The 14,976-nt window shown below is 62.9% G+C and carries 12 protein-coding genes; 10 read left to right on the forward strand and 2 right to left on the reverse strand.

Annotated features, from left to right (window positions below; genetic code table 11):
- Positions 1-26 precede the first annotated feature (26 nt).
- The 3 genes from ATY75_RS24315 (at position 27) to ATY75_RS24325 (ending at position 2,516) form a co-directional block, all read left to right on the forward strand.
- A complete protein-coding gene (locus ATY75_RS24315) occupies positions 27-404 on the forward strand; it encodes a hypothetical protein (protein WP_088939510.1) in 378 nt (125 codons plus the stop codon).
- Positions 405-625: 221 nt separating this feature from the next.
- Positions 626-2,116 (forward strand): MDR family MFS transporter, encoded by a 1,491-nt coding sequence (locus tag ATY75_RS24320; protein WP_088939511.1) that lies wholly within the window; start codon positions 626-628, stop codon positions 2,114-2,116.
- A gap of 199 nt (positions 2,117-2,315) precedes the next feature.
- Positions 2,316-2,516, forward strand: coding sequence for a hypothetical protein (locus ATY75_RS24325; protein ID WP_049732250.1), 201 nt, complete (start codon positions 2,316-2,318; stop codon positions 2,514-2,516).
- Between the two features lie 85 nt (positions 2,517-2,601).
- Here the strand turns inward: ATY75_RS24325 and ATY75_RS24330 are convergent, their stop codons facing one another.
- Positions 2,602-4,638 carry an ABC transporter ATP-binding protein/permease gene (locus tag ATY75_RS24330; RefSeq protein ID WP_088939512.1) on the reverse strand — a complete coding sequence of 679 codons (2,037 nt, stop codon included), beginning with the start codon at positions 4,636-4,638 and terminating at the stop codon, positions 2,602-2,604.
- Between the two features lie 286 nt (positions 4,639-4,924).
- Entirely contained in the window at positions 4,925-5,824 is a 900-nt protein-coding gene (locus tag ATY75_RS24335; protein WP_088939513.1) for a GntR family transcriptional regulator, read from the reverse strand.
- Positions 5,825-6,059: 235 nt separating this feature from the next.
- On the opposite strand from ATY75_RS24335, the gene ATY75_RS24340 reads away from it, so the two are divergent.
- From ATY75_RS24340 to ATY75_RS24370, 7 genes are all read left to right on the forward strand, one after another.
- Entirely contained in the window at positions 6,060-7,562 is a 1,503-nt protein-coding gene (locus tag ATY75_RS24340) for an altronate dehydratase family protein (protein WP_088939514.1), read from the forward strand.
- 89 nt (positions 7,563-7,651) lie between these two features.
- Positions 7,652-8,671, forward strand: a complete 1,020-nt coding sequence (locus tag ATY75_RS24345; RefSeq protein WP_088939519.1) for an aldo/keto reductase — start codon at positions 7,652-7,654, stop codon at positions 8,669-8,671.
- 9 nt (positions 8,672-8,680) lie between these two features.
- Positions 8,681-9,130 (forward strand): RbsD/FucU domain-containing protein, encoded by a 450-nt coding sequence (locus ATY75_RS24350; RefSeq protein ID WP_088939515.1) that lies wholly within the window; start codon positions 8,681-8,683, stop codon positions 9,128-9,130.
- 205 nt (positions 9,131-9,335) lie between these two features.
- Entirely contained in the window at positions 9,336-10,325 is a 990-nt protein-coding gene (locus ATY75_RS24355) for an ABC transporter substrate-binding protein (RefSeq protein WP_064836298.1), read from the forward strand.
- A 121-nt stretch (positions 10,326-10,446) separates the two neighbouring features.
- The gene (locus ATY75_RS24360; RefSeq protein ID WP_088939516.1) at positions 10,447-12,000 is read left to right on the forward strand and encodes a sugar ABC transporter ATP-binding protein; all 1,554 of its coding nucleotides are present in this window, start codon (positions 10,447-10,449) and stop codon (positions 11,998-12,000) included.
- Between the two features lie 120 nt (positions 12,001-12,120).
- A complete protein-coding gene (locus ATY75_RS24365; protein WP_064836294.1) occupies positions 12,121-13,095 on the forward strand; it encodes an ABC transporter permease in 975 nt (324 codons plus the stop codon).
- Positions 13,096-13,315: 220 nt separating this feature from the next.
- Positions 13,316-14,335, forward strand: a complete 1,020-nt coding sequence (locus ATY75_RS24370; protein WP_088939517.1) for a zinc-binding alcohol dehydrogenase family protein — start codon at positions 13,316-13,318, stop codon at positions 14,333-14,335.
- The last annotated feature ends 641 nt before the right edge of the window (positions 14,336-14,976 follow it).

Genomic DNA, 14,976 nt, shown 5'->3' on the forward strand with positions numbered 1-14,976 from the left:
TTGAGACAACAAGGATGGAGCAAACCATGTCCTGCAAACTGATCGCGATATCGCTTCTTTCCATCGGCCTTGCCGGCTCGGCGCTGGCGCAGACGGCCGGGGGCGCGAATTCCAGTGGGCGGCTTTCGGTGGCGCCTGTCATCGGCGGCTCGGGGAGCTCTGGCACGGGTTCGGCCGGTACCGGATCTGCTGGTACGGGCTCGGCCGGCGCCGGCTCTGTCGGCACCGATCCCGGTACGACCGGCAGCACCACCGGCAGCACGACCGGCACTGGCGGCGTCGATCTCAACAGCGGGCGCAGCACCATCAATCCCGGCGGCGTCAATCCCGATCTCAAGCCGACGCCGGGTTGCACCGCCGGCTCCGGGGATAGCGGCTCGGGCGGCGAGGCCTGCCCGCAATGAGGATAGTACGGATGTCCGCCTGACAGGATCTAGGCCCGAGGCTGACTGCGCCGGGCCTTCGTTTCGGCTGCCCTGAAACCGCATAAAACAAAGGCTGTCGTGAGAACCGCTTTACCGGCCGGTTTCCAGGACGTAATAGTACAGCATCCCTCCGCAAGCGGCGATCGCCCTACCCAGCCTGCCATTTTCCGGCGTCCGCGGAGCACCCGAAGAGGATCGTCATGTCGAATGCAGCGCATCGCTCGAACCGCGTGCTTGTCGTCGCGACCATCATGTTCGCGACCTTCATGGTGGCGATCGAGGCGACGATCGTGGCGACCGCCATGCCGCGCATCGTCGGGCAGCTCGGCGGTTTTTCCTATTACAGCTGGGTGTTTTCGGCCTTCCTGCTGGCGCAGTCGACGACGACGGTGATCTACGGCAAGCTTTCCGACATCTTTGGGCGCAAGCCGGTGCTGATCGGCGGCATCCTGATCTTCCTTGTCGGCTCTTTGCTCTGCGGGCTTGCCTGGTCGATGATGTCGCTGGTGCTGTTCCGGCTACTGCAGGGGCTGGGCGCCGGCGCCATCCAGCCGGTGACGATGACGATCATCGGCGATCTCTTCAAACTCGAGGAGCGCGGCCGCGTGCAGGGCGCGATGGCGACCGTCTGGGCGACCTCGGCCGTCGTCGGGCCGCTTGCCGGCGGCATCATCGTCGACAATATCTCCTGGGCCTGGATCTTCTGGATCAACCTGCCGATCGGCATTCTCTCGATCATCGCCTTCATGATCTTCCTGAAGGAGGAGGTGGCGCACAAGCAGGCAAAGATCGATTATCTCGGATCGGTGCTGTTTTCGATCTCGATCGTGGCGCTGCTCGTCATGCTGACGGAAACCGATGCGAGCGCCTGGATCCTGCTGTCGCTGTTTACCGTCTTCGTGGTCGCGGGCCTGCTCTTTCTCGCCCAGGAGAAACGCGCGCCGGAGCCGATCATTTCGATCCCGCTCTGGAGCCGCCGGCTGATCGCCACCAGCAATGCGGCGACGCTTCTGGCCGGCATGGCGCTGATCGGGCTCTCCACCATCCTGCCGATCTACGTGCAGGGCGTGCTAGGCCGCTCGCCGATCGTTGCCGGCTTCACGCTCACCATGCTGGTCGTCGGCTGGCCCTTGGCGGTGATGCTCTCAAGCCGCTTCTATAAAGCCTTCGGCATTCGCCGCACCTTGCGGGTCGGCAGCCTGCTGTTTCCCTTCGGCGCCTGCTTCCTGCTATTCCTGACGCCGGAGAGTTCGCCGGCGCTTGCCGGCGCCGGGTCCTTCTTCATGGGCTTCGGCATGGGCCTGATCAGCCTCACCAGCATCGTGCTGGTACAGGACAGCGTCGAATGGTCGATGCGCGGCAGCGCCACCGCCTCGATCATCTTTGCCCGCAGCCTCGGCAATACGCTCGGCGCCACCGTGCTCGGCGCCATCCTCAATGCCGGCATCAATCATTATGCGGGCGGCGAGGCGGCGGCCGGCCTGCATGCCGCGCTGAACCAACCGACCGGGCTCTCGGCGCTCGCCGCCGACCCGGCGATCCGCGCCGTCTTCAATGCGGCGCTACATTGGAGCTTCTGGGGCGTGGTGGTCGTCGCGGTGCTGACCTTCTTCACCACCTGGCTGATCCCGGTCGCGCCGAGCCGGAAACGCGAGGGCGCGGCTGTCGCCAGCGAGGCGGCCTCGCATTAGGCGGCTCGGTCGGACGGAGTGATTGAATTGACCAACACTGCTGGAGCTTTATACAATAGCTTTTGCGAAACTCGGGGATCAGCTGAAGCCAATTGGCTATCCTGGATTGTGCGACATCAAGAATGCGGAGCCATCTGATTGCTAAAGCGATGCAGCCCGGCTGCATGCATAGCCATGGAGAAACAAAATTATAAAGATCATGGTCTTGCTGCACAGCGCCGATGGCATGGCTTGGCAGTCTCCCCCTAAAGGCACCAGCCTGAAGACATTGAACGAAGCCGAAGAGCAAGGTTTCATCTTAATCCGCGGGGAATTTCAGAAACGGCAATTCCGTCTGACGGAGCTGGGCTCCGACTATGTCGGGCGCGACAAGCGTCGTCTGGAAGCGCGCAGGCTCTAGACCGATACCGTCGGCTAGGCGCGAACTGAGACGAACAAGCCGGGCTGCCCGACGGGTCAAAAGGCGAGTCTGACAATGGCCGCTGTCAGTTGCCATTCCGCCGTTTCGCCGCCCCATTTGAGGCAGCGCTGCCTTTCGGCGGCGAGCGGCGGTTTTCCAAAACGCGTGACAGCAAGTTCCGTTTTCTCGTGCGCTTGATCAGATCGATATCGCTGACCAGCTTTGCGCCGCCCTCGCGCCGCTCCAGAGTGATCTTGCGGCTATGGAAGACTTCCAATTCGGCGCGATGGGCGACGCTGATGATGGTCACCTCAGGCAGCTCCTCGATCACCATCTGCATCATCTTATCCTGGCTCTTCTCGTCGAGTGCCGAGGTTGCTTCATCGAGCACGATGATATCGGGCGTGTGCAGCAGAAGACGGGCAAAGGCGAGCCGCTGCTTTTCGCCGCCCGACAAGGTCTGGTCCCAGGGCGCATCTTCCTCGATCCTATCGTTCAGGTAATCCAGTCCGACCTTTTTGAGGGCGTCCTTGATCTTATCAAGCGTCCAGCTATCGGCGGCGCCGGGATAGGCGACCGCCCGGCGCAGCGTGCCCGACGGGATGTAGGGCCGCTGCGGCAGCATGAACAATCGTCTGTCGACGTGGAAGTTGACGCTGCCGTCGCCCCACGGCCAAAGGCCTGCAATGGCCCGCACCAGCGTGCTCTTGCCCGAACCGGACTCGCCGGCGACCAGCACCCGCTCGCCGGGCTCGATCGCCACCTGGGTTTCCGTGACCACGGCGGTACCGTCGTCGAGCGACACGGAAAGATCGTTGAGGCTGAGCATCGCCTCGCCTTCCGTTTCGCCGCGCTTGATGCGCCCGAGCGCGTCGCTCTGTTCGGCCCGCTCCAGCCCGTCGAGCGACATCATCAGCGAAGCGACGCGCCGGGCGCAGGCGTTCCAATCGGCAAGACGGGGATAATTGTCGACCAGCCATCCGAACGCGCCCTGGACGATGGCAAAGGCAGATGCTGCCTGCATGACCTGCCCGAGCGTCATGCTGCCTTCGAGAAACTTCGGAGCGCAGAGCAGGACCGGCACGACCGGTGCGATCAGCATCGATCCATGCGACACGAGCGTCGTGCGCATGTGCTGGCGGGCAAGCAGCGCCCATTGTCCGAGCACATTGGTGAAGGTCTTGTCGAGGTCGTTGCGCTCCTCCTCTTCCCCGCCGAGCAATGCGATGCTCTCGCCGTTTTCCCGAACATGCGTCAGCGTGTAGCGAAATTCGGCTTCGGTTTGGTTTTTGGCCTCGGAAACCTGGACGAAATGGCGGCCGATGACCGCCATCGAACTGGAGGTGATCGCGGCATAGAGGACGGCGGTGACGACGAGAAAGCCGGGAATGGTGATGGTGAAACCTGCGATCGGCAGCGTCAATGCGCCGCCGATCGTCCAGAGCACGACGATGAAGGTCGAGGCCGCCAGGAATGCGGAAATGACCCCGGCGACGAAATCGACAGGGGCTTCGGTGGCAATCCGCAAATCCTCCGAGATGCGCGCTTCCGGGTTCTTGTGGTCGCCGCCGATCAGATTCAGCTGATAATAACGGCCGTTGGCAAGCCAGCGCCCGATGACCGCGGTCGTCAACCAGGAACGCCAGCGGCGCTGGATCATCATGCGAAGCGCGACCTGCGTGGTGACCACCGCGACAGTGCCGAGCACCAGCGGGACGAAGACGGCGCTCAGAAAGTAGACGGTGCCGGCATCATGCCGCTCGATGGCGTCGAAGATCCCGCGGTTCCACAGATTGATTCCGTACTGGAAGCCGACATTGATGCCGATCAGAGCCAGCAGCCCGAGCGTGCACGGCCAGGCGAGCTTGTCGCCGCCGCGGCCCCAGTAATGGCGGGCGCTGATCCAGAACCGCTTGAGCAGATACTTTTTGCGTGCCTGCTCGGCCTCCTCGGGCGTCAGTTCCGGACCGGGTTCAATTACATCCGGCGGGGGGACTTCTGGCGGTGGGACATCTGGCGGCGGCACGGCCTCGGCAGTCGATGGCTTCTCCTCGGCCGCCGTCTCGGAACCCTGCGGTTCGGTATCGTCGACCGATTTCGGTTTAAGTTTTGCGCCGCTCATAAGCACGATAACGGCTTGTGGATCAGAAGGTTTCATGATGAGTGTGTGGAAGACGGTGTTTGGCGTTATGCCGTATGGCCCCCTCATCCGACCTCCCCGCTGGGGAGAAGAGGGAGCAAGATGCGCCGACACTGCCCAAACGAACCCGCCTGTTCAAAGACACCCCATCCAATGGAATCGTTGGCGAAGCGGCATTCTCCCCTCTTCTCCCCAGCGGGGAGAAGGTGGCCCGCAGGGCCGGATGAGGGGGCCGCACAGCACGCCCTTTCGTCACGCTTCGCTTAGCTCAACCGCTCTCCGTCGCCATCTGCGGCAGGGATTGCAGCAGAGTCTGGCGGGCGGAGCGCAGGTGGATGCGGCAGGCTTTCTCGATGGCGGCCTGGTCGCCGGATTCAAGCGCGGCGATATAATCCAGATGTTCGTGGATGGCGCGCTCGTTGCGTTCGCGGGCGGCGGTCTTGTTCCACTGGTAGTGATAGTGGAAGACGATGGCGATGGCGTCGTAGAAATCGGCAATGAAGCGGTTTTTCGAGGCGCGGTGGATCAGCAGATGGAAGCGCTCGTCGAGGACGGAGAAATCCTTGAAGCGCTGATTGATGTCGGCAAGCATGGCATGATGTTCGTCGCGGATGGCGGCGAGGTCGGTCCAGGCCTGGCTATCCCTGGCAAGCCGGCCGAATTCGGCGGCGGAATGCAGCTCGAACATCTCGCGCACATCGGCCAGTTCGAGGGCGAATTCGCGGGTGAAGCCCTTTAGCGTCCAGTGGCTATTCGGCCGTTTCTCGATCAGGCCGAAACGGGAGAAGCGGATCAGGAATTCGCGCACGCTGGTTGTGCCGGTGCCGATTTCGCGGGCGAGCTCCAGTTCGTTGATCTGCATGCCGGGGGCGGCATCGTCGGCGAGGATGCGCTGCATGAAGCTGCGCTCGATGATATCGTGCAGGGAGTCGGTTTCTTCGGAGGGAAAAAGGTCGTGGTCCGTCGGCTGGCGCAACACGATCTTCTGGCGCTTGTTCCAGCGGATGATGCCTTCTTCGCTGAGACGGGTGAGGATGGCGCGCGCCGTCGAGCGGCTGACGCCGAGCTGGGCGGCGATCTCCGGTTCCGAGGGCAGTGCCGTATCCGTGCGCAGGGCGACGGCATACCTGTTGTAGGCTTCCTTGAAGACCGTATTCTGCCTTGCCACCAGACCCCGCTTTCCGCCCTCGTGCCCACCGCCCGGCTCGAAAGCAGGGCAAACGGACCGGGGCTTGTTCAAACGACCTTAGCTTATTTCCGGTCGCCTGCGGCTCATTGCCTCCCTCGTCCACAGGATCAATATTCCCGTTGACTTGAAAATGTTTATTGTAGATAAAAAACAAAATCAATGCGCATCCGAAAACCGCTCACACTTTTCGGCATCATGCTCTGGGAGAAGAGACGTGGACAAACTGCCTTGGATCATCCTGTCGGCCGGCGATAATGTCGCGGTCGCGACGGCGGCCATCGCACCGGGTTCGACGGTTGCCGGCATCGAGGCCCGCCAAAAGATCGAGCCCGGCCATAAGGTGGCGATCGCGGATATTCCGCTCGGGTCTCCCGTGGTGAAATACGGACAGGCGATCGGCCGCACCACCGCCGAGGTCAAGGCCGGCGACCATGTGCACAGCCACAACCTGCATTTCGAAAACGACCGGCTGGCGGCGACCGCCAATTCGGCGCCGGAAGCAGCAACCGCCGACGACAAGGCGCGCACCTTCATGGGCTACCGCCGCGCCGATGGGCGGGCGGCGACGCGCAATTATATCGGCATCATCGCCAGCGTGAACTGTTCCACCACGGTCTGCCGGGCGATCGCCGACGAGGCGAACCGGACGATCCTGCCGCATTACGAGGGCATCGACGGTTTCGTGCCGATCGTGCATGACCAGGGCTGCGGCATGAGCTCGACCGGCGACGGCATGAACGTGCTGCACCGGACGCTTGCCGGCTACACCAGGCATGTCAATTTCGGCGGCGTGCTGATGATCGGCCTCGGCTGCGAGGTCAACCAATTGACGCTTTACGGCCAGAGCGGCGCCGGCGCCTCCAAGCGGCATTTCAACATTCAGGATGCCGGCGGTTCGCGCCGCGCGGTCGAGCGCGCCATGGGCATGCTGCGCGAAATCGCCGCCGATGTCGGCAAGGAAAAACGTGTGCCGATGTCGGTCGGCGAGATCATCATCGGCCTGCAGTGCGGCGGCTCGGACGGCTTTTCCGGCATCACCGCCAATCCGGCGCTGGGTGTCGCGGCCGATCTGCTGGCTGCGGCCGGCGGCACGGCGATCCTGTCGGAAACCTCGGAAATCTACGGCGCCGAACATCTTTTGCGCAGCCGTGCGGTCAGCGACGAGGTGGCCAGGAAGCTCGACGAGAAGATCGCCTGGTGGGAGGACTATGTCGCCCTGCACGGCGCCTCGCTCGACAACAATCCCTCGCCCGGCAACAAGCGCGGCGGCCTCACCACCATCCTGGAAAAATCGCTCGGCGCGGTCGCCAAGGGCGGGCGCTCGCCGCTGACGGCGGTCTATGGTTATGCCGAGCGGGTCACCGCCCCCGGCCTCGTTTTCATGGATACTCCCGGCTACGACCCGGTCTCGGCGACCGGTCAGGTGGCGGGCGGGGCGAATATGATCGCCTTCACCACGGGCCGCGGCAGCTGCTTCGGCTGCCGGCCGGCGCCGTCGCTGAAGCTTTCCAGCAATTCGGCGCTCTACGCCTCGATGGAAGAGGACATGGACATCGATTGCGGCACGATCGCCACCGGCGACGCGACGATCAGCGGCAAGGGCCGCGAGATCTTCGAGCTCATCGTCGACACGGCCTCCGGCAAAAAGACCAAGAGCGAACTCTTCGGCTACGGCGACAATGAATTCGTGCCGTGGCATCTGGGCGCGACGCTGTGACCTTTTAGTTTCGACGCATTGCCGGGAAACCGCTTCACGCTTTTCCTGGAATTGCCCTGAAAATTTCACGTTCTTCGTAAGGAGGCATGATGAAGACGAGACGCATCGGCAAGACCGGGCTCGAGGTGACCGAAATCAGCTTCGGCGCGGCAGCGCTCGGCGGTCTTTACCGCGCCTGCCCGCGCGAGGTAGCGATGGAAACGCTGCAGGCGGCCTGGGATAGCGGCATCCGCTATTTCGACGTAGCCCCCTGGTACGGACTCGGCCTGGCCGAACGCCGCGTCGGCGATTTCCTGCGCGACCAGCCTGATGGCTCTTACGTGCTCTCCACCAAGGTCGGCCGGCTGCTTCGGCCGGTGCCGACCGGCACCGTGCCCGATTACAGCTATGTCGATCCCCTCTCCTTCGATGCCGATTACGACTATTCCTATGACGGCATCATGCGCTCGGTCGAATTCAGCTATGCCCGCCTCGGCCTCAACCGCATCGACATTCTCTATGTGCACGATATCGGCGGCTATACGCATGGCGCGGCGAAGAATGCGGTCTACCAGAAGCAACTGCTCGATTCCGGCATCAAGGCGCTCGAAGAGCTGAAATCCTCCGGTGCCATCGCCGCCTTCGGCCTCGGCGTCAACGAAGTGCCCGTCTGCCTCGACGTCATGCGCAACGCCGATCTCGACTGCATCCTGATGGCCGGCCGCTACACGCTGCTCGACCGCTCGGCCGTCGCCGAACTCTTGCCGCTCTGCAGGCAGAAGGGCACATCGCTGGTCGTCGGCGGCGTCTTCAACTCCGGCATTCTCGCCACCGGCCCGGTGCCGGGCGCCCATTTCGACTATATGCCGGCCGATGAGGAGGTGCTGGCCAAGGTCGGCGCCATGGAGGCGATCGCGAAACGCCACGGCGTGCCGCTGGCCGCACCCGCCCTGCAGTTTCCGCTGCGCGAGCCGATCGTCGCATCGGTGCTGATCGGCACCGCCAAACCGTCGAGCCTGATCCGCAACATGGAGATCGTCGAGCCACGGCTTGCCGACGAGATCTATGCCGAATTCGAGCCCTATACGCTGGTCGCGCCGCCGCTCGGCGCCGAAGCCGTCCGAGTCTGAGGAACCACTATGCTCAAGGGTATTCATCCGCTGCTCGGCCCCGACCTGCTCCACGCATTGAAGACGATGGGACATGGCGACGACATCGTCATCGCGGACGCCAATTTCCCCTCGGGCTCGATGGGCCCGCCGGTCATTCGCGCCGACGGCGTCAGCGCCACCGCGATGGCCGAGGCGATCCTCGCCCACATGCCGCTCGACACCTTCGTGCCGGAAACGGCCTGGCGGATGGAGGTGGTCGGCGACCCGCACGCCGTGCCGGAGGTCTCCGCCGAGTTCCAGCAGATCGTCTCCAGGCGCGCCGGCGATTTTGCGATCGTGCCGGTCGAGCGTTTCGCCTTCTACGCGATGGCCCGCAAGGCTGCCTATATCGTCGCGACGACGGAATTCCGGCTGTATGGCAACCTGATTTTGAAAAAGGGCGTCGTGCATCCGCACGAGGTCGATCTCGGCCGGTAGCTATTTTAGGCTATCGTTGTATTGGAATAAAATCAGTTGCTTGGGAGGAGTTTACCAAAGCAAAAAAGCCGGATCGGCACTCTTGCAATTTAATTGCGCCTCGGCTAGCTTCTCCTTGCAAATGTTTTTTATCGATAAAAATCGTCCGCCTGCGTTCAGCGGCCGGTTTATTCGGAGGAGAACGCATCCTGAGAGGAGAACCCTTATGACCATCGTGAAATCCCTTCTGTCGCGCCGCGCCTTTACGGCGCTTGCCGGCGCCGCCGTCATTGCCACGGCGATGCCGGTCACGTCCTTTGCCGCCGACGTGACGATCCCGATCATCGTCAAGGACACGACGTCCTTCTACTGGCAGATCGTGCTGGCCGGCGCCCGCAAGGCAGGCCAGGATCTCGGCGTCAAGGTGCCGGAACTCGGCGCCCAGGCAGAATCCGATATCAACGGCCAGATCAGCATTCTGGAGAACGCCGTTGCCGGCAAGCCGGCCGCCATCGTCATCTCGCCGACCGAATTCAAGGCGCTCGGCAAGCCGATCGATGAAGCCGCCAAGTCGGTTCCGATCATCGGCATCGACTCCGGCGCCGACTCCAAGGCGTTCAAGTCGTTCCTGACGACCGACAACGTCCAGGGCGGCCGCATCGCCGCCGATGGTCTTGCCGCTGCCATCAAGGAGATGACGGGCAAGGAAGAAGGCGACATCGTCATCCTCACCAATCTTCCCGGCGTCGGCTCGCTGGAACAGCGCCGCGAAGGCTTCCTGGATCAGATCAAGACCAAGCATCCCGGCCTGAAGGTCATCGCCGACAAGTATGGCGACGGCCAGGCGACGACCGGCCTCAACATGATGACCGACCTGATCACCGCCAACCCGAAACTCGTCGGCGTCTTCGCCTCGAACCTCATCCTGGCGCAGGGTGTTGGCCAGGCGATCGCCGAAAACAAGCTCGGCGATAAGATCAAGGTCATCGGCTTCGACAGCGACGACAAGACGGTCGGCTTCCTCAAGGACGGCGCCATTGCCGGCCTCGTCGTTCAGGACCCCTATCGCATGGGCTATGACGGCATCAAGACCGCGCTTGCCGTCTCCAAGGGCGAGAAGGTCGAAGCCAATGTCGACACCGGCGCCAACCTCGTCACCAAGGCGAATATGGCCGATCCGAAGATCGACGCACTGCTGAACCCGAAGATCAAGTAAGCACGACAGACAAGCCGCGCCGGCTTCAAAAACCGGCGCGGCTTTTTCCATCCATGTTATCCGGGGCCATGTTATGGTTCAGCAGGGATGGAGCGAGAGACGACAAGAGGAGGAGAGGTCCATGATCGGACTGGAAGAGGTCAGTCATCGCCACGATGACAGCGCCACGCTGAAAGAAGCCAATCGCATTCCCACCGGATCGCCTATCCTCGAACTCAAGGGCCTGCAGAAGAATTACGGTCATGTGCAGGCGCTGAAGCCGGCGACGCTGACCTTTCTCGCCGGTGAAATCCACGCGATCGTCGGCGAAAACGGCGCCGGCAAATCCACCCTGATCAAATTGCTGACCGGCGTCATCACCCGCACGGCCGGCGAAGTGCTGTGGTGCGGCCAGCCTGTGGGCTTGTCGACACCGAACGAGGCGATCGCCCGCGGCATCAACGCCGTGCACCAGGAAGTCGTGCTCTGCCGGCACCTGACGGTCGCCGCCAACCTCTTCCTCGGCGACGAGGTGAACAGCTACGGCCTGATGCGCAAGAAGCAGATGGAGAAGCTGGCGCAGGCCGTGCTCGACGATCTCGGCTTCGGCCTGCCGGCCGGCGCGCTGCTGAGTTCGCTGACGATCGGCCAGCAGCAGCTGGTGGCGACCGCGCGCGCGGCGATGCGCGGCACCCAGTTCCTGATCTTCGACGAACCGACAGCCTATCTCACCCGCCAGGAATCGGCGCAGCTGTTCAAGCTGATCCGCCGCCTGCAGGGCGAAGGCGTCACCATCGTCTATATCAGCCACCGCATGGAGGAAGTCTTCGAGCTTGCCGATCGTGTCTCGGTGCTGCGCGACGGCACCCATGTCGGCACGCGGCTGATCGGCGAAACCAACGATGCCGAGCTGATCGCACTGATGATCAACCGCTCGATCGAACAGATCTATCACAAGGAAGAGATCGCCATCGGCGAGACGATCGTCGAGGTCCGCGGGCTTTCGGGCCCGGGCTTCGAAGACGTGTCGCTGAGCGTCAAAGCCGGGCAGATCGTCGGCCTCTACGGCCTGATCGGCGCCGGGCGCAGCGAATTCGCGCTCGGCCTCTATGGACGCCAGCCGACGACGGCAGGCGACATCCAGTGGATGGGCAAGCCTGTCGACATCAAGAACGAACGCACGGCGATGGAGCTCGGCATTGCGCTGGCGCCGGAAAGCCGGCGCGACCAGGGGCTTTGCCTCAACCTGCCGATCGGCCTCAACATCAACTTGCCGGTGTTCGGACGGCTGAGCCACGGCCCCGTCATCAACCACGCGCGGGAATCGGCCAATGCCGACCGGCAGATCCGCGATCTCAGCATCAAGACGCCGAGCCGGCGGGTTCCGGCCTCCAGCATGTCGGGCGGCAACCAGCAGAAGATCGTCATCGGCAAGTGGCTGAGCCACGGTGCCCGGCTGTTCATCTTCGACGAACCCACAGTCGGCGTCGACGTCGGCACCAAGGCGGAAATCTACAGGCTGTTCGCCAAGCTGCTGAAGGAGGGGGCGGGCATCATTCTGATCTCATCCTACCTGCCCGAGGTCTACGAACTGGCCGACCGGCTGCATGTCTTCCGCGGCGGCAAGCTCGTCGCGAGCCATGATTTCCACGCGGCGACGCATGAACAAGTGCTCAGCGAAGCGATCGGTGTCTGAGCACAAGCAATTCCAGCAAAAGTGCGTAGCGGTTTTGCCTCCGGAATTTGCGTGAGAACAAAGAGATAGAGCATTTCCGTCATTCGAAAAAACGGAAATTCTCTAAGAGGGAGAAAATTCATGACTGCCACCCCCACCGAAATCGTCGCGCCGCCGCCACGCCGGAAGATGAACATCCTGTTCGGCCTGACCCTGATCGGCCTGCTGATCTTCCTCTGGGTCGTGCTCGGCTTCGTCACCGAGAGCTTCTGGACGCCGCTCAATATTTCCAACCTGCTGCGTCAAGGCGCAATGACGGCGATCCTGGCGCTCGGCCAGACCTTCGTCATCATCACCGCCGGCATCGATCTTTCCGTCGGCGCCATCGTCGGCTTCTGCACCGTCATCATCGCCTGGCTTTTGCAGGCGGGCGTGCCGCTTTGGGGGGCGATCGTGCTGACGCTCGCCATCGGCGTGGCGATCGGCGCCTTCCACGGCTTCGGCATCGTGCATATGGGCCTGCCACCCTTCATCATCACGCTGGCGACGCTGACATCGCTGCGCGGCATCGGCCTGCTGATCACCAACGGTTCGACGATCAGCATCACCGACGAGGGTTTCAGCAATTTCGCCCGCGCCGATTTCCTCGGCATTCCGAGCCTGTTCTGGATGGTCATCCTGGTGGCGGTGCCGTCCTTCGTCTTCCTGCATCTGAGCCGCTGGGGCCGCTACCTCTTCGCCGTCGGCTCGAACGCTGAAGCTGCGCGCCTTTCCGGCGTCAACGTCAAGGGCATGATCTACCTTGCCTATATCCTCTCGGCGGGCTTTGCCGCCTTCGTCGGCGTGCTGCTCGCCTCGCGCATCGCCATCGGCAATGCGACGCAGGCCGACGGCTGGGAACTGCAGGCGATCGCCTCCTCGGTCATCGGCGGCACCAGCCTGTTCGGCGCGGTCGGCTCGGTGCACGGGCCGCTGATCGGCGCCTTCATCCTCGCCACCATCAACAACGGCGCCAACCTTCTGAACGTCAACTCCTTCTGGCAGCGCATCATCACCGGTCTGCTGATCATCGTGATCGTCTTCTTCGACCAGCTGCGCCGCCGCAAGAGCAATTGAGCGGCAAGCAGGAGAGTGCCCCTCATCCGGCTGCCGCCACCTTCTCCCCGTAAACGGGGAGAAGGGCAAATGCCGAACCCTCTCCGCCCCCATTGACGTCGCGCAGGGCACGTCCCCTCGCCCCGTTTACGGGGAGAGGGTTAGGGTGAGGGGCAGCTATATGCACGAGCCGAACAGCAGTGGCACGACAGAGTAGAGAACGAAGAATGCGAGACCCGTCATGAAAGCAGTTGTTTGCCGGGAGCCCGGCGTGCTCGAGATCGTCGAGCGTCCTTCGCCTGCGGCACCGGCGCCCGGCTGGGTGCGGCTCGCCGTCAGCCATGTCGGCATCTGTGGCACCGATTACCACATCTTCGAGGGCAAACATCCTTTCCTCGAATATCCCCGGGTGATGGGACATGAGGTCTCGGCGACGGTGCTGGAAGCCGGCGACGGCGTCGCCATGGCGGCGGGAACACCCGTCATCGTCAATCCCTATCTCTCCTGCGGCCAATGTGTCGCCTGCATCAAGGGCAAGCCGAATTGCTGCACCAATATCAAGGTGCTCGGCGTCCATACGGACGGCGCCTTCTGCGAGGAGATCTCGGTTCCAGCAGGCAACCTCTATGCCGCCGAGGGCTTAAGCCTCGAGGCAGCGGCAACCGTCGAGTTCCTGGCGATCGGCGCGCATGCGGTGCGCCGCTCGATGACTAGCCCCGGCGCGCGCTCGCTCGTCATCGGCGCCGGTCCGATCGGGCTCGGCGCGGCGATCTTCTCGCGCATTGCCGGCCATGAGGTGACGCTGCTCGACACCAGTGCCGAGCGGCTGCAGATGGCATCGGAACGTTTCGGCTTCACCTCCGGCATCGTCGCCAATGAAGGCACTGCGGATGCCGTGCGTGAAAAAACCGATGGCGACGGCTTCGACGTGGTCTTCGATGCCACGGGCTACGGCCCATCGATGGAAAAAGCCTTCTCCTTCGTCGCCCATGGCGGCGCGCTGGTGCTGGTCAGCGTCGTCAAGGACGATATCCGTTTCTCCGATCCCGAATTCCACAAACGCGAAATGACGCTGATCGGCAGCCGCAACGCCACCCGCGCCGATTTCGAGCACGTGGCGGCTTCGATCGCCAAAGGCCTGGTGCCGGTGGACAAGCTGATCACCCATCGCACGACGCTTGCCGATGCGCCGCGCGACCTGGCGCGGTGGGCGCATGAGAAGAGCGGGCTGATCAAGGCGGTGATCCGGGTTGGGGGTTAGGGTACCACGGGTAAGACGTACGTGGAGTGCGCGGCGTGGGATACTCGGGTCAAGCCCGAGTATGACGGAGAGTGGGGAGTCCGCGCGGCAAGAAGCGGGACGTTCGGAGCAATTCCAGCAAAATGCGCAGGCGGTTTTGCGTGCGGATCGCTCAAACAAAGACGGCAATCCCACAAAAATCACCACGCCCTTGCGGTCCTTGCCGCACGTGTTTCCCCACCCTCCGTCGTCCTCGGGCTTGACCCGAGGACCCATGCGGCAAACACTGCGTTTTTGGTGAAACGACAAGGCGGCCGCTGCCAAACAAATCACGTCGAGTGCTCGGCGTGAATACTCGGGTCAAGCCCGAGTATGACGGAGAATGGGGAGACCCATGCGGCAAGAGGCGGGACGTCGGGAGGAATTTCAGCAAAATGCGCAGGCGGCTTTGCGTGCGGATCGCTCAAACAAAGACGGCAATCCCACAAAAATCACCACGCATTTGCGGTCCTTGCCGCACGCGTTCCTCCACCCTCCGTCCTCCTCGGGCTTGACCCCATATGCGCTAACTTAGCTGTCTATGTGCGATGGATCGTCGCCTTCGCGGCGGCTCGCGCAGTCGATAGAGCAACCGGATTCTGGCGATCGCCCTGATGGGAGCG

Origin of the sequence: Rhizobium sp. N122 (assembly GCF_002211295.1) — a bacterium.
Lineage (GTDB): Bacteria > Pseudomonadota > Alphaproteobacteria > Rhizobiales > Rhizobiaceae > Rhizobium.